Below are 23,113 nucleotides of genomic sequence, written 5' to 3'. Positions count from 1 at the left end.
TCAATTGTTAACAGAAAACTGTTAACAATTGACACTGACCCCTGCATTAACATTTACGGTGCTGGGCGTTCAGTACCAACAAACTGAAATCTTGGTACTTCTTCACCCTGAATGGTCACAGTTTCAGTGAACATCGACAACGGGCGCACCCACAGGCCGTAATCACCATACAAAGCCCGATACACCGCGTAAGGCAGTTCATCTTCGCTGTGCATGGCAATCGCCAGCAGTTGGTAGCAAGGGCCTTTGTAATGCTGGTAATAACCCAGTGGCACCGAGCCATCGCCGTGATCCAGCAATGCGGAAATACCATTGTCAGGCAGAATGATTGTCAAACCAGCTCTCCAGGATCAATTTGGCCGACCAGCAATCGACGGCATCTTTACTGAGTTTTTTAAAACCACCTTGCGCAAATAAATCGGCACGGGCATCGACTGTGGTTAAACGTTCGTCCTGCGTCACGACTTTGAGGCCAAAACGACCGTGCAGCCGATTGACGAATTTATGCACCCGGGCGGTAAATGGCTGTTCAGTGCCGTCCATATTTAACGGCAAACCGACGACGACCAGGCCAGGCTGCCATTCGCTGATCAGCTTTTCAATCTGAGTCCAATCTGGCGTACCATCAACAGCTTTTAGCGCTTTTAAGGTGCTGGCGCTGCCGGTTAGTTGCTGACCCACAGCCACGCCGATACTTTTCAGGCCATAGTCAAAGGCCAGAATATTTGGTTTTTCACTCATCAGGCATGTCCTGCCACTGGGCTTAATTGCCATGACTGGATGCCAAGGCGTTTGGTGGCGCCTTGCCATTTTTCGGCATGACTTAAATCAAAAATAATCTGGTTATCGGCCGGGATCACCAGCCAGGAATTGTCCGCAATTTCCTGCTCCAGCTGCCCGGCGCTCCAGCCAGCGTAACCCAAAGCCAGAATGAATTTTTCTGGTGCATTTTCGGAAGTTAACTGCTCCAGAATGTCTTTGGAGGTGGTGACCATCAAATCATCGGTCAGTCGTAAGCTACTGACAAAGCCTTCTTTGGGCGTATGCAGCACAAAACCACGTTCGTTTTGCACCGGACCACCGGCACAGACCCGCGCTTTGGCAGCCGCGCAATCGGCGTTATGCTCAATTTCCAGCTGCCGTAATAAGTCGGAGACGTTAATCGACAGCGGATGATTAATGACAATGCCCATGGCACCATCGGTATTATGCTCGCAAATATAGGTCACGCTGCGGCCGAACAGCGGGTCTTCCAGCGCAGGCATCGCGATTAGTAAATGGTTTTGCAAACTGGCCATGGTGCTATCTGTCATCGACGTCTCCATTTCAGTCTGACTGCTTTTGAAGCAGCAGCTCAATTTGATCAAATAATAGTCCGGTAATGCTGATTGGAAAGGCCGCTTCAATTTCGCGGATACAAGTTGGGCTGGTGACGTTAATTTCAGTGAGCTTATCGCCAATAATATCCAGGCCGACAAAAATCAGTCCTTTGGCTTTTAACGCCGGACCAACAGCCCGGGCGATGGCCCAATCCGAGTCGGTTAACGGCCGCGCTTCACCGCGACCACCAGCTGCCAGATTGCCGCGGGTTTCGCCGCTGGCCGGAATACGCGCCAGGCAATAAGGCACTGGCTCGCCGTTAATGACCAGCACCCGTTTGTCGCCGTCTTTAATTTCCGGAATAAATTTTTGCGCCATCGCATAACGGCTGCCATGTTCGGTCAGGGTTTCAATAATCACGCTGACGTTAGCATCTTCCGGTTTTAAGCGGAAAATCGACGCTCCGCCCATGCCATCCAACGGTTTCAGAATGACGTCTTTTTCCGCCTGATAAAAAGCTTTCAGTCTGGCCGCGTCGCGCGTCACCAGGGTCTTTGGCGTGTGCTGACTAAACCAGCTGGTATAAAGCTTTTCGTTGGCGTCACGCAGGCTCTGCGGTTTGTTAACGATTAAAGTGCCTTCATCTTCCGCCCGCTCCAGAATGTAGGTGGCGTAGACAAATTCGGTATCAAACGGCGGATCTTTGCGCATCAGAATCACGTCAAGGTCAGAGAGCGCAATGTCCTGCTGGCCATTAAATTCATACCATTTGGCCGGGTTTTGCTCGACCTGCAGTAGTCTGGTGCTGGCTCTGGCCTGGCCTTCCAGTAAATACAAATCGGCCATTTCCATATAGTGCAGCTGATAACCACGTTTTTGCGCCTGTAACAACATGGCAAAACTGGAATCTTTTTTGATATTAATGGACGAAATTGGGTCCATTACAATGCCTAACTTGATCAAATCTTTGCTCCCGGACTGGCTTATGCCAAATCACCCATCTGTAATTGCAAGGCGCTGATCGCGGTCAGCGCGGCGGTTTCGGTGCGAAGGACCCGTGGCCCAAGCTGTACTGCGACAAAGCCGGCACTGGTGGTGAGTTGTACTTCACGGTCGCTGAAGCCACCTTCAGGACCAATCACCAGCCGTACTGTGGTTACCGGCGTTAAGGTCTTAATGGTGTCTTTGGCCCACGGATCCAAGGTCAGTTTTAATTCTTCGGTCGGCTGGCCCAGCCATTTGTCGAGATTAAGCGCAGGATGCACAGTTGGCACCACACTGCGGCCACTTTGTTCACAAGCGCTGATTGCAATTTTTTGCCATTGCTCGGTGCGCTTTTGCAGACGTTCAGCGTCCAGCTTAACACCACAACGTTCGGTAAACAGCGGCGTGATTTCTGTCACCCCAAGTTCAACCGCTTTTTGAATGGCAAAATCCATCCGATCGCCTCTGGAAATACCTTGTCCCAGATGAATTTTTAACGGTGATTCGACCTGATTTTCAATTTTAGCGTTAATTTGCACCAGCACCGATTTTTTACCGGTCTCGGTAATCACGGCCGGATAATCATGACCATCACCATTAAACAAAATTATCGCATCGCCTGACTGCATCCGCAGTACGCGGCCAACATGATTGGCAGGCTCGTCAGCGAGTGACATGGATTGCTGTGGCGCGAGAGCGCCAGGTTGATAAATTCTCGGGATCCGCATCAACAAGTTTTCCGAAAAATAAAAGCGCTATGGTAGCAGGCGTTCCCGGACAAAGGTATAACATAAGGCATACAAATAAGCAGGTTGGTTCAGGAGTCTGGATGAGTACGGTATTGGATGTACGAGGTCTTACTAAAAAATACGCTGAGCTGGTGGCTGTCAATGGCATTAGTTTTAGTGTGAAACAGGGCAGCTGTTTTGGCTTGCTGGGTCCGAATGGCGCTGGTAAAACCACCACCATTGAAATGCTGGAAGGGCTGGTGCAACCGGATTCGGGCGAGATTTTTTACCACGGCAAACCAGCCAGCCGCAGCGATTTTCAGCAACTTGGGGTGCAATTTCAGCAAACGGCGTTGCAGGATTATTTAACCGTGCATGAAACGCTAAAGCTGTTTGCGGCGTTTTACCCAAAACCTGCGGACCTGGCCGAGCTGATCCAGCTTTGTGATCTGACTGAAATTTTGGACCGCGATCACCGTAAATTATCCGGCGGCCAGCGTCAGCGATTGTTGCTGGCACTAGCGTTGGTGAACGAGCCACAAATCATTTTCCTGGACGAGCCCACCACCGGTCTCGACCCGCATGCGCGACGTAATTTCTGGGCACTGATTGAACAGGTCAAAGCGCAAGGCCGCACCGTGATCCTCACCACTCATTATATGGATGAAGCCGAACAGCTCTGTGATCAAATTCTGATCATGGATAAAGGCAACATTATTGCGCTCGATTCGCCGGAAGCCTTACTGGCACAACATTTTAGCGGCGCGTTATTACGGCTACCGGATCAGGGGCAAGATCCAGAATTGCCGGATGATGCAAGCTGGAGCAGAGCCGGCGGTTATTTGCAGATTAACAGCCGTGATATTGAACAAACCATCCGCTTGTTGCAGGCACAGCAATTTTCGCTGGAAGGTTTGTTTATTAAATCGGCCAACCTGGATGATTTGTTTTTAAAACTGACCGGTCACAGCCTGTCGGCTTAAGGAAATAAGCAAATGAATTTAAAACGTTTTTTAGCGGTTTTTAAGGCGCGCAATTTAGAGTTCTGGCGCGATAAATCCTCCTTGGCCTGGAATTTTATTTTCCCGGTGTTGCTGGTGGCCGGTTTTGCGGTGGTGTTTGGCAACGGCAATAAAGCCGAGTTTAAAATAGGGGTGCTGCAAGAGGCTGCAACCATTGATATAACAACACATGCGTTTTTGCAAACCCGGTATCTGGAATTTGTGCCTTATGCGCAAAGCGAAACTGCGCTAAAAAAACTGCAACATCATCAGCTGGATTTACTGGTTGATTTAGCGGCGAAACAATATTGGTTGAATGACAGTTCGGCCAAAGGTTATCTGGCCGAAAAGTTGTTTTTGCAATTAGAACCAGATGCGGTGAAAGCTATCGTCACTGGCCGGCAAATCCGTTATGTCGATTGGGCACTGCCGGGCATTCTCGGAATGAACATGATGTTTTCGTGTTTGTTCGGCGTTGGCTATGTTTTGGTGCGTTATCGGAAAAACTCGGTGCTAAAACGGCTGCAAGCCACGCCTTTAACCGCACTGGAATTTATCAGCGCCCAGGTGTTGTCCCGTCTTGGCATTGTGCTGTTTATCGCTGGCAGTATTTATCTTGGCTGCGACTTATTATTTGATTTTGTAATGCTCGGCAGTTACTTCGATTTATTGCTGGTGACCATTCTTGGCGCCATGGCAATGATTTCGCTGGGGTTATTAATTGCTAGCCGTTCACGTTCAGAAGAGCTGACCGGTGGCTTACTGAATATGGCGAGCTGGCCGATGATGATTTTATCCGGTGTCTGGTTTAGCCTCGAAGGTGCACCCAAAGCGGTGCAATGGTTTGCCGATATTTTGCCATTGACCCATTTAGTCGCGGCAGCACGGGCCATAATGACCGATGGCGCCACGTTGTCGCAGCTGACTTATCCGCTGTCGGTGATGGTAGGAATGATTGTGGTGTTTTTGTCAGTGGCGGCGATGTTATTCCGTTGGCAGGGTGATGGACGATAGCCACTTGTTAGAAATGAAAAAGGCGCCGGTTTGGCGCCTTAGTCATTGCAGCGAACTGATTACGGCAGGGCTGGGAAGGTATAGCTTGAACCAATACCCAGTGGTAAACCCAATGACCAGTATAGCAGCAGGAAACAGGTCCAGACCACAATAAAGGACACTGAAAATGGCAACATCAGCGCAATCAAACTACCAATGCCGGTCGATTTCACATACTTCTGGCAGAACACTACAATCAGCGGAAAGTACGGCATCAAAGGGGTGATGATATTGGTGGATGAGTCACCAACCCGATAAGCTGCCTGAGTGAAATCAGGGGAAACACCCAGTTCCATCAGCATTGGCACCATCACAGCACCAATCAACGCCCATTTGGCTGAGGCCGAACCAACCAATAAATTGACCGAAGCAGTTAAAAAGATAATGCCAATCAGCGTGACGCCCATTGGCAACGCCATCTCTTTTAAGGCACCGGCGCCTTTAATCGCAAACAATGCGCCTAAATTTGATTGGCCAAAGGCATAAATAAACTGCGCGCAGAAAAACGCCATCACGATGTAATAACCCATGCCACTCATCGCTTTACTCATGCCTTGCACCACATCACGATGCGTTTTTACGGTACCTGCCGCATAGCCATAGACCACACCAGGGATTAAAAACAGGATAAAAATCAGCCCAACAATAGACTGCATCAAATTGGCGGTGCTGTGGGTCAGACTACCGTCGGTACCGCGCCAGGCCGACGTTTCCGGGTAGGCGGTTGCCACCAACGCCGCAACGCTGATCAGAATCGACAGCATGGCAAACCGTAAACCACGGCGTTCTTCAGGTTTAAGCGCGTCCATGGTCGGTAATGTTGCCGGATCGCCATCGACCTGAGTTTGCTTTAAGCGCGGCTCAATTACTTTGTCGGTTAAAAACCAGCCGACCAGAATAATCACGATGGCTGATGCCGAAGTAAAATAGAAGTTATTCAGCGGGTTAATCAACATTTCAGCGGCTGCAGGGTGCGAAGATAAACGGGCCGAAGCCTGAGTTAATCCGGCCAGCATTGGATCCAGACTGCTTGGAATAAACAAAGAGCAGGAAAAACCACCCGAAACACCAGCAAACGCCGCAGCGATACCGGCCAGTGGATGACGGCCAGCAGCATAGAAAATAACAGCACCCAGCGGGATCACCAGCACATAACCGGCATCAACCGCGACATGGCTTAAAATACCAACCGCAATCAATACAGGTGTCAGCAGAATTTTTGGTGTCACCGCTAAAATTGAACGTAAACCGGCATTGATAAAGCCGGTGTATTCGGCAACACCAAGGCCCAGCATGGCCACCAGCACCACACCCAGCGGTGGGAAAGTAACAAAAGTACTGACCATTTTCGCCATAAAGGCGGTAAACGAGCTGCCATCGAGTAAATTGACAATTTGAATGGGTTGGCCGGAACGTGGATCAATTTCGGTAAAAACCATGTCGGATAATGCCCAGGAAATAACCCAAACGGCGACCATAAACAGTGCGAATAATACCGCTGGATCAGGCAGTTTATTACCGACCCGTTCTATGGCGTTCAGGCTGCGATTGAGCCAGCCTTGTTTAACAGGCACGCCTGAGGTTGGAGTTGCTGCAGTCATATTTTTTCCTTGTTAGCGTTGCTGCATTGGAGGTATTGGAAGCTAGTTATAAAAACATCTGCTGTGGATAGCAATAAAAAACTACTAATTGTAAATGGATTGTATTTATCAACAGCCAAGAAAAAGGAGAGCCGAAGCTCTCCATCATTCAGTGCGAAATGACTTACAAACCAGCGTCAGCGCGCAGAATGTCGGCTTTGTTGGTTTGTTCCCAAGGGAACTCATTGCGGCCGAAGTGACCATAAGCAGCAGTTGCGCGGTAAATTGGGCGTTCCAGATCCAGCATTTCAATCAGGCCGTATGGGCGCAGGTCAAAATGACGGCGGATTAAAGCGATTAATTGATCTTCAGTCAGTTTGCTGGTGCCAAAAGTTTCAACGCTGATAGAAGTAGGCTCGGCCACGCCAATAGCGTAAGACACCTGAATTTCACAGCGCGCAGCCAGGCCCGCAGCAACGATGTTTTTCGCGACATAACGAGCGGCGTAAGCGGCTGAACGGTCAACTTTTGATGGGTCTTTACCAGAGAAAGCACCACCACCGTGCCGCGCCATACCGCCGTAACTATCGACGATTATTTTGCGGCCAGTCAGACCACAGTCGCCCATTGGACCACCGATCACAAAACGACCGGTCGGGTTAATAAAGAACTTCGTATTGTTAGTTAACCATTCGGCTGGCAGCACTGGCTTAATGATGTGTTCCATCACGGCTTCGCGCAGGTCGGGCGTTGAAATGGTATCGCAGTGCTGGGTTGATAACACCACGGCATCAATACCAACTGGCTTACCATCAACATAAATAAAAGATAATTGCGATTTAGCGTCCGGGCGTAACCACGGCAGGGTGCCGTCTTTGCGGACTTTTGCTTGTTGTTGTACCAGACGGTGTGAATAGGTAATTGGGGCTGGCATTAATACGTCAGTTTCATTGCTGGCGTAACCAAACATTAATCCCTGATCGCCGGCGCCTTGGTCGCGTGGATCTTTTTTATCAACACCTTGATTAATATCAGGGGATTGTTTACCGATGGCGCTTAATACGGCACATGAATTGGCATCAAAACCCATATCAGAATGGACATAACCAATTTCACGGATGGTAGCGCGGGTTAATTCTTCAATGTCGACCCAGGCAGAAGTGGTGATTTCACCGCCGACCAGCACCATACCGGTTTTTACGAAAGTTTCGCAGGCGACACGGGCTTTTGGATCTTGTTCCAAAATTGCATCCAATACCGCATCAGAGATTTGGTCAGCGATTTTATCCGGATGTCCTTCAGAAACAGATTCAGAGGTAAAAATGTGTTGGGCCATGTAACGAGTTCCACAAGTTGGTTGTTGATGCGCCAGGCGCTGGAATTTTGGGCTGTGTATTCTATTGAAAGCGTTTTGCCTTGGCTAGTTTTTTCTGCCGCCCGGACGTCTTTCATTCCATCACTATACGCGCTATCGGCAAGTTAGATCAAAAATTTGACATTATTAAACTAAGGAAAGGTTTCTTTTTTAGCAGAAAAAACGCGTCTGCTAAAAAAAGGTGAGTCGCTTTTGAATATTATAATTTGCCATTGTGCCAACGCTCTGGGAAAATGCCCGCGAACTTATGCCACCATGTAAAAAATTCAGACGCGTCAATGAGCCGTTAGAGCTGCACCGCGTTTACTTCCCAAAATCATTGAAGATGCGGGTAGGCGGCAACTGAATGAAGCCCCAGGAGCATAGCTGTCTATGTGACTGGGGTGAGTGAAGGCGGCCAACAACCCCGCATTTTCAAGGATGAAGGGACAACATAATCTTTGGATAAAGATCTGACAGTAGCAGGAGTGATAATGCCATCTCGTAAACAACTCGCCAACGCCGTCCGTGCCCTGAGCATGGATGCAGTACAAAAAGCCAAATCAGGTCACCCTGGTGCACCAATGGGCATGGCGGACATCGCCGAAGTACTGTGGCGGGATTATCTGCAGCACAACCCGCAAGACCCGTCCTGGCCAAATCGTGACCGGTTTATTCTCTCCAATGGCCATGGCTCGATGCTGCTGTACTCCTTGTTGCATTTAACAGGTTACGACTTATCCATCGACGATTTAAAACAATTCCGTCAATTGCATTCAAGAACGCCAGGCCACCCTGAGTATGGTTATGCACCAGGTGTTGAAACCACCACTGGCCCGTTAGGTCAGGGCATTACTAATGCTGTGGGTATGGCGATTGCTGAAAAAGCCTTAGCTGCGCAATTTAACCGTCCTGGTCACGCTATCGTCGATCACCACACTTATACCTTTTTAGGCGATGGTTGCCTGATGGAAGGTATTTCCCACGAAGCTTGTTCTCTGGCCGGTACTTTGGGTCTTGGCAAACTAATCGCATTCTGGGATGACAACGGTATTTCGATTGACGGTCATGTCGAAGGCTGGTTTACCGACAATACGCCGATGCGTTTTGAAGCGTACGGCTGGCATGTGGTGGCTAATGTTGATGGTCATGACGCTCAAGCGGTGCGTGCGGCCATTGACGAAGCACGTTCTGTAACCGACAAGCCAACGTTGATTTGCTGTAAAACTATTATTGGTTATGGCTCACCGAACAAATCCGGCAGCCACGACTGCCATGGCGCGCCTTTGGGTGACGCTGAAATTGCTGCTAGCCGCGAATTTTTGCAATGGGAATCAGCTCCTTTTGAAATCCCGGCTGATATCTATCAGGAATGGGATGGCAAAACCAAAGGCACTGCCGCGCAACAAGCCTGGCAACAACAATTTGCTGCTTATGCTGCTGCATACCCGGAACTGGCTGCTGAATTAGCCCGTCGGGTTGCGGGTGACTTACCTGCTGACTGGCGTGAAAAATCTGATGCTTATGTAGCTCAGTTACAAGCAACACCAGCCACCATTGCCAGCCGCAAAGCATCGCAAAATGCCTTAAACGCTTTTGGTCCATTGTTACCAGAGTTTTTAGGCGGTTCTGCTGACCTGGCAGGTTCCAACCTTACGATTTGGTCTGGCAGTAAAGGCGTCAGCAATGAAGATGCTGCCGGCAATTACCTGTATTATGGCGTGCGTGAATTTGGCATGTCGGCCATTATGAATGGTATCGCCTTGCACGGTGGTTTTATTCCTTACGGCGCCACTTTCCTGATGTTTATGGAATACGCCCGTAATGCGGTGCGGATGGCTGCACTAATGAAACAACGGGTTATTTTTGTTTATACCCACGATTCAATTGGACTGGGCGAAGATGGCCCAACGCACCAGCCAGTGGAACAACTTGCATCCCTGCGGGTAACGCCAAATCTGATGAACTGGCGTCCTTGCGACCAGGTGGAATCGGCAGTGTCATGGCAAGCCGCTATTGAACGCACTGACGGCCCAACCACGTTAATCTTCACCCGGCAGAACCTGGTACAACAACCGAGAACAGCTGAGCAAGTTGCGAACATCCGTCGTGGTGGTTATGTGCTGGTGGATTGCGCTGGTACGCCAGAACTGATTTTTATCGCCACCGGTTCAGAAGTAGAACTTGCAGTGCAGGCTGCGGCGCAACTGACAGCTAAAGGTAAAAAAGTTCGGGTTGTGTCAATACCTTCAACGGATGTATTTGAAGCACAAGATGCGGCCTATCGCGAAGCGGTATTACCAGCGGCTGTCACTAAACGTGTTGCGGTAGAAGCCGGTATTGTTGATTGCTGGTATAAGTATGTTGGTCTGACAGGCAAAATTATCGGCATGACCAGCTTTGGCGAATCGGCACCTGCCGAGCAGTTGTTTGAATACTTCGGTATTACCACCGCCAAAGTGTTGGCAGCGGCCGAAGAATTGCTTGGCTAACAGCTGGATAAGAAAAGGGGCTTAGTGCCCCTTTTGCTTAGCTGCCTACACAACCAATTGCTTGAAACATGGATAACATAAAACCCGTATGACCATTCGAGTTGCTATAAACGGTTTTGGCCGGATCGGCCGCAATATTTTGCGGGCTATATTTGAAAATCAATTACAACAGCAGATCCAGGTGGTGGCGATTAACGAACTGGCCGACGCAGCAGGTATTGCGCATCTTTTAAAGTACGACAGCTCGCACGGCCGTTTTGGATTTGATGTGCAACTGGACGGCGAACAGCTGACGGTCTCCGGTCAACCGATCGTCTTATTTCACCAGGAGAATGCCGCTACTTTGCCCTGGCAACAGCTGCAGGTCGACATTGTGATGGAGTGTACCGGCGTCTACAGTTCACGTGCCGATGCCATGTTACATCTGCAAGCCGGCGCAAAAAAAGTACTTTTTTCGCACCCGGCGGGGCAGGATATTGATGCGACCGTTATTTACGGTATTAACCACCAACAACTGACGCCAACGATGCGGGTCGTTTCGGCCGGTTCCTGTACCACCAACTGCATCATTCCGGTGCTGAGTGTGCTCGACCAAAACTTTGGTGTTGAAAGCGGCACCATCACCACCATTCACGCATCGATGAATGATCAGCAGGTGATAGACGCATATCATCCGGATTTACGCCGCACCCGCGCCGCCAGTCATTCGATTATTCCGGTCGATACCAAACTTGCACTCGGCATTGAGCGGATCATGCCGCATCTGGCTGGACGGTTTGAAGCTATTGCAGTGCGGGTGCCGACTTTAAATGTGACGGCGATGGATTTAAGTGTCACCTTGCATCAGGACGTCACGGTCGCAGATATTAATGCGGCGCTGAAACAGGCAGGTCAGCAATTACTGCCACAAATTCTCGATTACACTGAAGAGCCTTTAGTGTCGGTCGACTTTAACCATGATCCACATTCCTGCATTGTGGACGGCTCACAGACACGCGTTAGTCATAAAAGACTGGTAAAATGTCTGGTTTGGTGTGACAACGAATGGGGTTTCGCCAATCGGATGATCGATACCGCCCGCGCCATGATGCAATCAGATTCATCTACATTCTCAGAAGGAGCTTGTCATGTCGGTAATTAAAATGGCTGATCTGGATTTGGCCGGAAAACGGGTACTCATCCGTGAAGATTTAAATGTGCCGGTAAAAAACGGCAAAGTCACTTCAGATGCACGGTTACGCGCAGCGTTACCAACCATCGAACTTGCGCTCGCCAAAGGCGCTAAAGTGATGGTGTGTTCACATTTAGGCCGGCCGGAAGAGGGCGTTTATGCTGAAGAGTTTTCAATGCAACCGGTCGTCGCTTATTTGCAAACTGCATTAAAAGCACCGGTGCGCCTGGCCAAAGAATACCTTGCGGGTATTGAAGTGGCGCAGGGTGAAGTGGTGGTGTTTGAGAACGTACGTTTTAACAAAGGTGAAGGTAAAAACGACGAAGCCTTATCCCGACAGTTGGCCGCACTTTGTGATGTGTTCGTGATGGATGCTTTTGGTACCGCGCATCGCGCTCAGGCCACCACCCATGGTGTTGCGAAATTTGCACCAGTTGCCTGTGCAGGCCCATTGCTGGCAGCTGAGTTAGAAGCTTTGGCAGCAGCACTGAAAAATCCAAAACGGCCGTTGGTAGCTATTGTTGGTGGTTCAAAAGTTTCCACTAAACTAACAGTACTCGAATCATTGTCTTCAATCGTCGACCAGTTGGTCGTCGGTGGCGGTATTGCTAATACTTTTATCGCCGCAACCGGTCATGGTGTAGGTAAATCCTTGTGTGAAGTGGATTTAATTCCTGAAGCACAGCGCTTAATCGCCGCCGCCAAGGCTAACGGTGGCAACATTCCGGTACCAACTGATGTGGTCACAGGTAAAGCCTTTAGCGAAGATACAGTGGCAGAATTAAAACAAGTCGCTGATATTTCCACTGATGATATGGTTTTTGATATTGGACCAGCCAGCACTGCTGAATTGGTTAGTATTCTGAAAAATGCCGGTACTATTGTCTGGAATGGTCCGGTTGGTGTATTTGAATTTGAGCAGTTTGCCGCAGGTACCAAAGCAATTGCCGAGGCAATCGCCCAAAGTAACGCGTTTTCTATTGCCGGTGGTGGTGATACTTTAGCTGCCATTGATAAATACGGCGTTGCTGATCAGATTTCTTATATTTCTACCGGTGGTGGCGCTTTCCTTGAATTTCTGGAAGGTAAGACTTTACCAGCAGTTGAAATTCTGGAACAACGTGCGCTGGGCAACTGAATCGCTTTTTAACATTGTTTATTGTAGGTGTGTGCACCGACCATAATGACCAGAACAACTGGCAATATTGTTGAATAACAGCAAGGCGCTGCGCGCACTTTAAAATCTGAGACCCTACAGAAAAGAGAGAAACTTATGGCTTTAATTTCGTTACGTCAGATGCTGGACCATGCAGCCGAATTTGGTTATGCCGTTCCGGCATTTAACGTCAACAACTTAGAACAAATGCGTGCCATTATGTTGGCTGCTGACGCAACTGACAGTCCAGTCATCGTTCAGGCTTCAGCTGGCGCCCGTAAATATGCCGGTGCACCGTTTTTACGTCACTTAATTCTGGCGGCAGTGGAAGAGTTTCCACATATTCCGGTGGTGATGCATCAGGATCACGGAACCTCTCCAGCCATATGTCTGCAAGCCATTCAGTTAGGTTTTTCATCAGTCATGATGGATGGCTCACTGGGAACTGACGGCAAAACGCCAATGGACTACAACTATAACGTTCAGGTCACCCGCCAGGTTGTTGAAATGGCGCATGCTGGTGGTGTTTCGGTTGAAGGCGAATTAGGGTGTCTGGGTAGCCTGGAAACCGGTACTGCCGGTGAAGAAGATGGTGTTGGCGCTGAAGGTGTGCTGAGTCACGACCAGATGCTGACGGATCCGGAAGAGGCTGCACAATTTGTGAAAGCGACCCAGGTTGATGCATTAGCGATTGCTGTTGGTACTTCGCATGGCGCATACAAGTTCAGCCGTCCGCCAACAGGCGATATTCTGGCGATTGACCGGATTAAAGCCATTCACGCACGCATTCCGGACACTCATTTAGTGATGCATGGCTCAAGTTCAGTGCCACAAGACTGGCTACAAATTATTAATGAACATGGCGGCGCTATTTCGGAAACTTATGGCGTGCCGGTGGAACAAATACAAGAAGGGATCAAACATGGCGTGCGTAAAATCAATATCGATACCGATTTGCGTTTAGCTTCAACCGGTGCTATTCGCCGTTTTATGGCACAGCATCCGGCTGAATTTGATCCTCGCAAGTATTTACAGGCATCTGTCGTTGCAATGATGGATATTTGTAAAGATCGTTACCAGGCGTTTGGCGCTGCTGGTCAGGGATCAAAAATAAAAGCCATTTCGTTAGAAAAAATGGTGAAGCTTTATGAGTCGGGAAAACTAACGCCGAACATTAAATAAGCGAAAAAATGAATGGTGCATTAAAATTTAAAAACTAAAATTTTAATGCAGCCAAAAGGGCAAATTTGCAAGCAAAAAATTGTAGCAAAACAACTGCTGCAGGGGGTCTCCGTTATATTGACAACCTGCAGATTTGCTGCAATGATGCGGACGGTTTACCCTCTAACCAGGTCATATTTTTTTACAAATTTGGCCTTCACTATACAGGTTACGTTAATCAGCAATTATTGGTTGGGAACTATGTCTAACAATAACATCCGTAAAAGCCTGATCGCATCAGCATTCGTTGGTGCCTTCACTTTGGTAAGTGGAGTTGCGTCAGCAACTACGTTGGCAGATCTGCAAAAAGCATCGGCTCAAACAACCCGTGCTTCAGTTCAGTCACAAGAAAAAATCAACAACATCTATGATCAGTCACAAGAATTGCTGGCTGAATACCGTACTCTGGTCGAACAGACCGAAAACCTGAAAGTGTATAACGATCACGTTGCACGTCTGGTTGCTGACCAAAATGCTGGTTTAGCTTCGCTGGACAAGCAGATCGGTACAATTGAAGGAACCAAACAAGGTATCGTGCCATTAATGTACAAAATGGTTGATACTCTGGAAGCCTTCATCAAGGCAGATATGCCAATCGACGTCACCAAACGTCTGGAACGTGTAGAACGTTTACGCGGCTATTTAGCCAGCGCATCTGTGAACACTTCTGAACAGTACCGCACGGTGATCGAAGCTTACCAAATTGAAAAAGATCTGGGCACAGCAATCACAACTTACACTGATAAGTTAAATGTTGGCGGCCAGGAAATCACTGTGAACTACGTTTACGTAGGTCGTATTGCGCTGTTAGCTCAGTCACTGGACGAGAAACAAGCCTGGATGTTCAGCCGTGCATCAGGCCAGTGGGAAGCTCTGGGTCAAGAGTACCTGGAATCAACCAAGTTAGCGATTCGTGTTGCGGGTAAACAAGCTGCCCCTGAATTGTTGAAACTTCCAGTGTTAGCAGCGGAGTAAGAATAAATGAAGAAAGTGTTTAAAGGTTTAGTGATCGCAGCTGCTGTAACCCTGTCTGCCGGTGTGTGCTTAACTGCCGCTGCTGACACAGCAAAACTGGATCAACTGTTAGAGCAAGTTAAAAAAGACCGCATTTCTGAAGGCAAAATCGACCAGGCCCGTGAACAAGAGTTCCTGTCTGATCGTGCTGACAAGCAAGCTTTACTGAACAAAGCAAAAGCTGCTTTCAGTGCAGAAGAATCGCGTGGTCGTTCTTTAACTCAACAATTTGCTGACAACGAAGGCAAACTGGCAGCGAAAGAACAAGAACTGCAAACTGCTCAAGGTACATTAGGTGAAATGTTCGGTATCGTTCGTGGTTCTGCCACAGAAACTATCGGTGCAATCGCCACTTCAAACATCAGTGCTCAGTACAAAGGCCGTGAAGACCTGCTGAAGAAACTGTCAACTGCAAAAGAGTTACCAACAATTTCTGAACTTGAAGAGCTGTGGATCGCCCTGCAAACAGAAATGACTGAATCAGCTAAAGTGTCTAAATTTGAAGGCACAGTGGTTGGTTTAGACGGTACTTCATCAACTGGCAGCGTTACTCGTATTGGTGCATTCAACCTGATTTCTGACAACGGTTACCTGGTTTACAATGCGGACACCCGTGAAATGCAACCTCTGGCAAAACAGCCTGAAGGTCACATTCTGGATGACGCAGCAGCATTCAAATCAGCTTCTGCCGGTGAACTGAAAGCAGTGTACGTTGACCCGACTGGTGGTGCGATTCTGCGTTTGAAAACTCAGGAAGCTACATTAGAAGAGCAGTTCCACTCAGGTGGTACACCAGGTTATGTAATCACAGTATTACTGATTATTGGTTTATTAATCAGCGCCGTGCGTTATGTTGCTCTGACTGCAGCTCAATCAAAAATCAATGCTCAGCTGAAAAACCTGTCTAACCCAAGCACGAACAATGCACTGGGCCGGATCCTGAAAGTTTACCACGACAACAAGTCTGTTGACGTTGAAAACCTGGAACTGAAACTGGACGAAGCTATCATGCGTGAAACTCCGGATATCGAAAAAGGTATCGGCATTCTGAAACTGATCGCAGCGGTAGGTCCTCTGCTGGGTCTGTTAGGTACAGTAATCGGTATGATCGGTGCTTTCCAGATGATTACTCTGCACGGTACTGGCGACCCGAAAATCATGGCTGGCCAGATTTCAATGGCGTTGGTAACAACTGTTCAAGGTCTGTTATGTGCTCTGCCATTACTGTTTATCCATTCAATGTTACAAACGAAGTCAAACTCAATTCTGCACATCCTGGATGAGCAAAGCGCTGGTATCATCGCTGCTCATGCGGAGAAGGAGAAAGCATAATGCATAGCCTGATAGAGCTTTGGGAATCTGTCAGGGATTTTATCGCTACCGGCGGCGATGTACTTTATATTGTCGCCTTTGTGCTCTTCATGATGTGGGTTCTGATCATTGAGCGCTTATGGTTTATCTCCCGTGAGTATCCGGTATTGCGTAATCGTATTATCGCAGACTGGCACGCACGGGCCGATACAACCTCCTGGTATGCGCATAAAATTCGTGATGCGTGGGTGTCTGAGGCATCTACCAAATTGAATGAGCGGATTTTAGTTATCAAGACGTTAGTGGCCGTGTGTCCGATGATTGGTCTGTTAGGTACTGTAACAGGCATGATCGCGGTGTTCGAAATCATGGCATTACAAGGCACTGGTAACCCAAGACTGATGGCGGCTGGTATTTCAATGGCAACAATCCCGACGATGGCCGGTATGGTTGCATGTTTATCAGGCGTATTTGTAACGTCCAAACTGGAAGATAAGGTAAAGTCAGCAGTGCATGAATTAGCTGACAACATGCCTCATCATTGATAGAGAGTAATTTATGGCACGTAAAATTAGACGTGGGGAAGAAGAAGCAGCAATTGACTTAACGCCAATGCTTGACGTTGTTTTCATCATGCTGATCTTCTTTATCGTTACGACCTCGTTCGTGAAAGAAGCTGGTATTGACGTAAACAAACCAAAAGCAGCGAAAGCACAGACTAAACCTTCAGCAACTATTTTCGTGGCAATCCGCGCAAATGGCGAAATTTGGTTAGATAAACGTGCTGTTGACCCTGAGCGTGTGGGCGCAACAATCGAAAAGCTGTTAGCTGAATCTCCAACTGACACAGTTATCGTACAAGCGGATAAAGAAGCGAAGCACGGTGTCGTAGTTCAGGTGATGGATCAGATTAAAATTGCTGGTTCAGATCTGAAGATTTCGATCGCGGCGGAGACTAAGTAATTATGGTTAGGTTATTACTATCACTCATCGTCGGTGCGGTAATAACGTTTTTCCTGTACGTGTTGATGGCATTCCTGGTAGGTGGGGATGATACGTTCACCAACGCGAAGAAGGAACAAATCGTTATTGAATTAAACTCGCCTCCGCCTGAGTCAAAAGCTCAGACCCGGACACGGGTTCCGCCACCGCCACCACCGCCGCCTCCGGAGCCTCCGAAGCAGCAAGTGGTGTCTGAAAGCAACAACAACGACGCTAGTGCGATTGGTTTTAATGTGCCAACGATCGATTTGGGTGGTGCAAGTGCTGGTCTTGGTGATCCTTCAGGCGCTTTAATGCGTGATGGTGACGCAACACCAATCGTGCGGATTGAACCTAAGTATCCGGTTCAGGCGGCACGTGATGGTATCAACGGTTGGGTACAATTACGGTTTTCTATCATGGAAGACGGTAGTGTCGACGAAGTTGAAGTGATCAATGCTGAACCAAAACGCGTATTCGACCGTGAAGCAATCCGTGCGCTAAAGCGCTGGAAATATTCACCGAAGATTGAAAATGGCAAAGCTTTGAAGCAAACAGGCCAAAAAGTTCAGCTTGACTTCAATCTTGATGCAGCCGGAGGTTAACTATGAAGTTGAATAAATTAACATCAGCTCTTGTAGTATTTGCCACCATTGGTGTGATGGCGTTACCAGTCAGTACTGCTTATGCAGCGCCTGACGCCGCTAAAATTGCTGAACGCAAAGCAAGAAAATCGCAAGCGGTTGGTGAGAAGGTTGGTAAAGCAATCGTTAAAGCCTATGAACTGTATGGTCAAGAAAAAATTAGTGAAGCAATAGCGGCTTTGGCTGGTGTTGAACCGACAGCCCCGTTTGACAAAGCTTATTTATATAGCTTTCTGGGCCGACTCTACATCGAAAGAGATGCAGTAAAAGCCCGGCAATACCTGATGGATGCTGTAAAGCTGGATGTTCTTAGTTTTACTGATCAAGCGGGTTTGCTTCGTAATATTGCTGACTTAAGTCTTCAGGACAAAAAGTTTCAACAAGCGCTTGATTATTATACAAAATGGATGGATTTCACCGGTGAAACTCATTCAGATGTATATATTCGGATGGCAAACTGCTATTACGAAATGAAGCAATTCAATAAAGTGATTTCTCCGGCAGACCTGGCTATTGCAGGTTACAAAACGCCGAAGAAAGAAGCTTATATGATGAAACTTGGTGCTTATTATGAGCTCAAGAATTTCAAAAAAGCTGTTGAAGTACTGGAATCTGCGGTTGTTATCTTCCCTGAAGATAAAAGCTTATGGGTTCAGTTAGGTCAGTTCTATAGTATAAATGAACGGTACGGTGAGGCGCTGGCTGCATTTGAGCTTGCTTATAAGCAAGGTTTTATGAAGACAGATAACGAAATTAAAATGTTGGCTAATATGTACAACAATAATAACGTTCCTTACCGTGCAGCAGCTTTGCTTGAGAAGCATATGAAAGCTGGTGTGCTGAAAAAAGATCGCAGCACACTGTCGAGTATCGCAGGTTCTTACAACTCAGCACGTGAATTTGACAAAGCAGCAGTTTACTACGGTGAACTTGCCAAGCTTGAAAACGATGGGGAAGCCTATCGTCGTCAAGGCACTGCATTGCTGATGGCCGGCAAAGAATCTGCCGCCGTCCCAGCACTGCAAAAAGCGCTGGAAGTTGGTGTCAAAGACAAAGGCCGGGTACACATTGCACTGATGGAAGCTTATTTCTATCAAGCTAAGCTTAAAGATGCATATCGCCATAACCAGTTAGCTCGCGACAACGGCCAAGCCAAAGCCGCAAGCAGCTGGACAGGCTATATCAGAGAACGTGCTGAGAAAAAAGGCATTTCCCTGTAAGTCATCGCTTGTAAAAAACCCGCTTCGGCGGGTTTTTTTATACCCACTACTTTGTGCCTATCACGAAACAACTGGCAACTTGAATGCGGAAGCAGGCGGCGAGTTATTGCGTCATAAATGGTATGCAAAAGGCTATGTGGTGAATTGTTGGGCAGATTGTGGGGCAGTGCTGGGTGTAGAGTATTTCGCTAGTTTTTGTTTACACTATTGAGGATCGGTAAAAGTAGAGAGGCAGAAAAGGCAAACGTCGACCCAGAGTTTATACCAGTCTTCCTTGAAGTAGCGCAGCGCTCGCTAGGGTGCAATACTCGTTCGCATGCCGCTGCTCTACCGTCGCCATTGCGTATTTGGGGATTTATCGAGGGGCTGATAGCAGCTGGTGTTGTTGCAAAAAGCACAAAAACACCAGCGTCTGCTGGAGTAGAACCAATACTTAAGCTAATTGATCCGGTGAAACCTGGTTCTGATTGTCAGAATCAGGGGCCCGCAAATCGAGCATTTTATACTTGTCGATCAGTGCATACAGCGTTGGTCGGGTCACACCAAGCACATCCGCTGTTTTCGACAAATTGCCGTTTGACAGGTTATAAGCATGTCTTATTGCCTGTGTTTCCGCTTGCTCCCGGACTTTTCGTAAAGTAAGGAGCGGCGAACTGGCATTGTGATCGACGATTAAACCCAAATCTTCGGCACTGATAAATTTGTTATCCGCCATGATGACAGCAGATTTCAATTTGTTCTGTAGTTCACGGATGTTGCCGGGCCAACGATGGCCGAGCATGGCATTGATAGCGTCTTCGGTAAACCCTTGAATATTGGTATTAAATTCTTGATTGAATTTTTGCAACAGCGATTTGGCAATCACCACAATATCCTGACCGCGGTTGCGAAGTGGTGGAATATTTAAAGTGATTTCGCTGACACGATAAAACAAATCCTCACGGAATGATTGCTCTGCCACCATCTCCGCCAGATTGCGGTGAGTTGCACAGACCACCCGGACATCAACTTCAATTTCGTTACGACCGCCAACCCGTTCAATGACCCGTTCTTGCAGAAAACGCAGCATTTTTGCCTGCAATGCCAATGGCATATCGCCAATTTCATCAAGCATCAGCGTACCACCGTTGGCGGTTTCAATCTTTCCTAAAGTGGTTTTATGGGCGCCGGTAAAAGCACCTTTTTCATAACCGAATAATTCACTTTCCAGTAAATTATCCGGGATCGATGCGCAGTTGATGGCGACAAAAGGTTTGGTTGCTCTTGGGCTTTGTTTGTGGATAGAGCGGGCGAATACTTCTTTACCGGTCCCACTTTCGCCAAGCAATAACGTGGTAATTTCAGTCGGAGCGATTTTCTCCACCATGCGGCAGGCTTTCAGAATGGACTCGCTGTTTCCGATGATATCCTGGCTTTTGTAGTTCGCCGATTTCAGTACCCGGTTTTCCGCTTCCAGTTCGCTGAGTTTAAAAGCCCTGGCGACAATCACATTCAGCACGTCAACATCAATCGGTTTCTGGTAATAGTCATATGCGCCAAGTGCCACGGCTTGCAGTGCATGCTCTGTGTCGGTGCTGCCAGTAATGACGATGACTTTAGTGTCAGGGTTGTGCTGCAGAATTTCGGTCAGACATGCCATACCTTCAGAGGCATTGGTCGGATCTGGCGGTAAACCAAGGTCTAGCGTCACGACAGCAGGTTCATACCGGCGCACTTGCTGTAAGGCTGAATTACGGTCTTCTGCGAAAACGACTTCGTAATCCGTTAAACTCCATTTTAACTGTTTCTGGATGCCCAAATCGTCGTCTATTGCGAGTAAAGTTTTCATATCACGTTCCGTGTAAAGGTTTCTATTAGTGTAAAGGAAGCTGAATAGTAAAGGTAGATCCAATATTCACTTCACTGAATACCGAAAGTTGTCCCTGATTTTGTTGAATAAAATTTTGGGCATCATAGGCGCCAATACCCATACCAGCGTTACCTTTGGTGGTATCAAATGGTTTAAACAAACGTTCTTTAATAAATTCCGCGCTCATGCCACAGCCGGTATCAATAATTTTCAGGATCATGCTGTCATTCTGCACATCTAGTTCTACCGTTACTGACCCATCAGCTGCTGTCGCTTGTTGCGCATTATCAATCAGATGGAACAGGATATTGCACAGCCGCTCATGGTCGATATACAGTTCGCAGTCCTGAATAATCTGCAGTTTCGGCAACGGCTCATGCTCGGCACAACGTTCAGTAATTAACTGTTGTAACAACCGCGCCATCACCACAGTTTTTTTATGCTCGATACCACTTTGTTTTTGGGTCAGCTGCGACAACATATTTTGCAGCCTGCTTTGCATAGCTTCGATGGTTTCAAAAGCATCGTCGACAAATTCCGGGTTATGGCGATGACGTTTGGCATTTTTTAGCAACATATCGATTTGTGCTTTCACATTTTTTAAATCGTGAACGACAAAGGCGGACATTCGACTAAATGCCATAAATTGGGCGTTTTCAGACAGTTCTTTACTGGCTTCACTCATAAACAGATAACTGGAAATTTGTTCTGATACCGCATTCAGATAATCACGCAATTCCCAGTTCAGTTTTAAATGCTCGGTCGCCAATGGTTTTAACAGGCAACAGCCCCATAATTGGTTGTTTTGATAGAAGGGCACTAATAATGCAAAAGTTTCGGTCATCCCGTTCAGCTCGTGATGAATTGCTTTGACGTCGTGGTCATTCAGGTCACTGAAATCCAGCAACCAATTTTTATTGCCGAATTTTTGCTGATAAATGGCGGCAATTTGTAAATCGGCAGCGCTCAGTTGATAGTTCGGTGTCGTCGCCAGTACTTCCGGCTCAGCTGCTGCCGGGAGTTTAACTAAAGCTCCATCACTATAACCAATTGCTTTGCACCAGGCTGTCAGGCACACCGCAGGTGCATTGTGGTTGGCAATTTCGACTTTTTTCAGCTCTCGGGTTAATTCAACCCATTTTTCCCGATAATCAAAAGTATTGGCAAAAAAGTGCTTTTCAATGAAGACTTTATACTTACGGCGAATAGCATCAGAAAATACCAGCGTACAAAACAATGCGGTGCCTACCACTACAAACACCACTTGCAGTAGCGTGGTCCAATTGCCGCCGATGTAGCTCAGGTAATAACCGACAATCGCTAATAAACACAAATATACGCCGGCTGCGAGCACCAAGGAACTTTGCAACACGATATCGCGGGAGACATAAACATTGATGCCCCAGGATTTAATCCGTTTTACTGCAACCACTAAAAACGGCAACATCATCACATGCACAAAACCACGTGCCTGCCAGGTTTGTTGATTGACTTTACCTAACAAGGCAGCTTCGGCCAAGAGATAAAAATCTAATAGTAAACATATGCTTAAGGCAATAATCATTGGCTTGAACTGCCATTTTTGACTGCCGGACTGCCGATAAATTGCTTCAATCAACGCCAACATCACCACCGTCAGCAGCAAAGTTCCCATTAGCCTTGCGCCGAGATCGGCGTATATCCAGCCACCAAACACCAGCCAACTGACAAATATCAGGCAAACAATTCTGATTTTTGCGGTGGAAAAAAGTTGGCTGATTGTTACGTCGGTACGATTAAGTGCCGCCAGCAAAAAAAGCGCCAGTAGCATTTTGTGCGTGCTTTCAATCAGGAACGAACTGAGTTCGACAAAAGGCAGTTCGTTACCGCGAAAATTATCAAAAGCCCACAACACACTGAGGATGGTGTAGGTGCTTAATAAATGTTTGTGCGCAGTTTGGGTTTTTACGGTCAGCTGCAAAGTCCAAAACAATGCGTAGCCCAAAGCTGCAAGGGCAAAACCAAAATGACCAGGCTGGAAGTTTTCAAACATGG

The 23,113-nt window shown here is 47.7% G+C and carries 21 protein-coding genes; 12 read left to right on the top strand and 9 right to left on the bottom strand.

Annotation, left to right across the window (positions count from 1 at the left end; translation table 11 throughout):
* Positions 1-53: 53 nt before the first annotated feature.
* The 5 genes from A5320_RS14295 to rsmE are packed head-to-tail and all read right to left on the bottom strand — an operon-like array spanning position 54 to position 3,032.
* A complete protein-coding gene (locus A5320_RS14295; protein ID WP_231916737.1) occupies positions 54-335 on the bottom strand; it encodes a DUF1653 domain-containing protein in 282 nt (93 codons plus the stop codon).
* Positions 316-741 carry a Holliday junction resolvase RuvX gene (gene ruvX / locus A5320_RS14290; protein WP_068066011.1) on the bottom strand — a complete coding sequence of 142 codons (426 nt, stop codon included), beginning with the start codon at positions 739-741 and terminating at the stop codon, positions 316-318. Before ruvX ends, A5320_RS14295 begins: the two co-directional genes overlap by 20 nt.
* On the bottom strand, positions 741-1,313 hold the full coding sequence (locus A5320_RS14285; RefSeq protein WP_197490122.1) for a YqgE/AlgH family protein: 573 nt from the start codon (positions 1,311-1,313) through the stop codon (positions 741-743). The genes ruvX and A5320_RS14285 overlap by 1 nt, the downstream gene beginning before the upstream one ends.
* Positions 1,314-1,326: 13 nt before the next feature.
* Positions 1,327-2,283: a glutathione synthase gene (gene gshB / locus A5320_RS14280; protein WP_068066008.1), complete on the bottom strand. Its 957-nt coding sequence runs from the start codon at positions 2,281-2,283 to the stop codon at positions 1,327-1,329.
* 20 nt (positions 2,284-2,303) lie between these two features.
* On the bottom strand, positions 2,304-3,032 hold the full coding sequence (rsmE, locus tag A5320_RS14275; protein ID WP_068066006.1) for a 16S rRNA (uracil(1498)-N(3))-methyltransferase: 729 nt from the start codon (positions 3,030-3,032) through the stop codon (positions 2,304-2,306).
* A 101-nt stretch (positions 3,033-3,133) separates the two neighbouring features.
* Here rsmE and A5320_RS14270 point away from each other — a divergent pair, with 101 nt between their 5' ends.
* Both A5320_RS14270 and A5320_RS14265 read left to right on the top strand, forming a co-directional pair.
* Positions 3,134-4,015: an ABC transporter ATP-binding protein gene (locus A5320_RS14270; RefSeq protein WP_068066005.1), complete on the top strand. Its 882-nt coding sequence runs from the start codon at positions 3,134-3,136 to the stop codon at positions 4,013-4,015.
* Positions 4,016-4,027: 12 nt separating this feature from the next.
* Entirely contained in the window at positions 4,028-5,047 is a 1,020-nt protein-coding gene (locus A5320_RS14265) for an ABC transporter permease (RefSeq protein WP_068066003.1), read from the top strand.
* Between the two features lie 59 nt (positions 5,048-5,106).
* On the opposite strand, the gene A5320_RS14260 is transcribed toward A5320_RS14265, so the two are convergent.
* Together A5320_RS14260 and metK are read right to left on the bottom strand one after the other, a co-directional pair.
* Positions 5,107-6,687 (bottom strand): AbgT family transporter, encoded by a 1,581-nt coding sequence (locus tag A5320_RS14260; protein ID WP_068066001.1) that lies wholly within the window; start codon positions 6,685-6,687, stop codon positions 5,107-5,109.
* A gap of 163 nt (positions 6,688-6,850) precedes the next feature.
* Positions 6,851-8,002: a methionine adenosyltransferase gene (gene metK, locus A5320_RS14255; RefSeq protein WP_068065999.1), complete on the bottom strand. Its 1,152-nt coding sequence runs from the start codon at positions 8,000-8,002 to the stop codon at positions 6,851-6,853.
* Positions 8,003-8,514: 512 nt separating this feature from the next.
* Here metK and tkt point away from each other — a divergent pair.
* The 10 genes from tkt to A5320_RS14205 all read left to right on the top strand — a co-directional run bounded on the left by tkt (position 8,515) and on the right by A5320_RS14205 (position 19,230).
* On the top strand, positions 8,515-10,512 hold the full coding sequence (gene tkt, locus A5320_RS14250; protein WP_068065997.1) for a transketolase: 1,998 nt from the start codon (positions 8,515-8,517) through the stop codon (positions 10,510-10,512).
* Between the two features lie 88 nt (positions 10,513-10,600).
* Positions 10,601-11,653, top strand: a complete 1,053-nt coding sequence (gene epd, locus A5320_RS14245) for an erythrose-4-phosphate dehydrogenase (protein WP_068065994.1) — start codon at positions 10,601-10,603, stop codon at positions 11,651-11,653.
* Positions 11,640-12,821 carry a phosphoglycerate kinase gene (locus tag A5320_RS14240; protein ID WP_068065991.1) on the top strand — a complete coding sequence of 394 codons (1,182 nt, stop codon included), beginning with the start codon at positions 11,640-11,642 and terminating at the stop codon, positions 12,819-12,821. Before epd ends, A5320_RS14240 begins: the two co-directional genes overlap by 14 nt.
* Positions 12,822-12,956: 135 nt before the next feature.
* Complete coding sequence (gene fba / locus A5320_RS14235; RefSeq protein WP_068065990.1) at positions 12,957-14,021, top strand: class II fructose-bisphosphate aldolase; 1,065 nt, start codon at positions 12,957-12,959, stop codon at positions 14,019-14,021.
* 240 nt (positions 14,022-14,261) lie between these two features.
* Entirely contained in the window at positions 14,262-15,035 is a 774-nt protein-coding gene (locus A5320_RS14230; RefSeq protein ID WP_068065988.1) for a DUF3450 domain-containing protein, read from the top strand.
* 6 nt (positions 15,036-15,041) lie between these two features.
* Entirely contained in the window at positions 15,042-16,406 is a 1,365-nt protein-coding gene (locus tag A5320_RS14225; protein WP_068065986.1) for a MotA/TolQ/ExbB proton channel family protein, read from the top strand.
* Positions 16,406-16,930: a MotA/TolQ/ExbB proton channel family protein gene (locus tag A5320_RS14220; protein ID WP_068065984.1), complete on the top strand. Its 525-nt coding sequence runs from the start codon at positions 16,406-16,408 to the stop codon at positions 16,928-16,930. The genes A5320_RS14225 and A5320_RS14220 overlap by 1 nt, the downstream gene beginning before the upstream one ends.
* A 13-nt stretch (positions 16,931-16,943) precedes the next feature.
* Positions 16,944-17,348: an ExbD/TolR family protein gene (locus tag A5320_RS14215; RefSeq protein WP_068065981.1), complete on the top strand. Its 405-nt coding sequence runs from the start codon at positions 16,944-16,946 to the stop codon at positions 17,346-17,348.
* Between the two features lie 2 nt (positions 17,349-17,350).
* A complete protein-coding gene (locus A5320_RS14210) occupies positions 17,351-17,971 on the top strand; it encodes an energy transducer TonB (RefSeq protein ID WP_068065978.1) in 621 nt (206 codons plus the stop codon).
* Positions 17,972-17,973: 2 nt separating this feature from the next.
* Positions 17,974-19,230 carry a tetratricopeptide repeat protein gene (locus A5320_RS14205; protein ID WP_068065975.1) on the top strand — a complete coding sequence of 419 codons (1,257 nt, stop codon included), beginning with the start codon at positions 17,974-17,976 and terminating at the stop codon, positions 19,228-19,230.
* Positions 19,231-19,663: 433 nt separating this feature from the next.
* Here the strand turns inward: A5320_RS14205 and prsR are convergent, their stop codons facing one another.
* Positions 19,664-21,058, bottom strand: a complete 1,395-nt coding sequence (gene prsR, locus A5320_RS14200; RefSeq protein WP_068065974.1) for a PEP-CTERM-box response regulator transcription factor — start codon at positions 21,056-21,058, stop codon at positions 19,664-19,666.
* Between the two features lie 25 nt (positions 21,059-21,083).
* A complete protein-coding gene (gene prsK, locus A5320_RS14195; protein ID WP_068065973.1) occupies positions 21,084-23,111 on the bottom strand; it encodes an XrtA/PEP-CTERM system histidine kinase PrsK in 2,028 nt (675 codons plus the stop codon).
* Positions 23,112-23,113: the final 2 nt, after the last annotated feature.

This window comes from Rheinheimera sp. SA_1 (assembly GCF_001669775.1).
GTDB lineage: Bacteria > Pseudomonadota > Gammaproteobacteria > Enterobacterales > Alteromonadaceae > Pararheinheimera.
The sequence above is the reverse complement of the archived record's forward strand: the minus strand, read 5'-3'. Positions and strand labels throughout refer to the sequence as shown.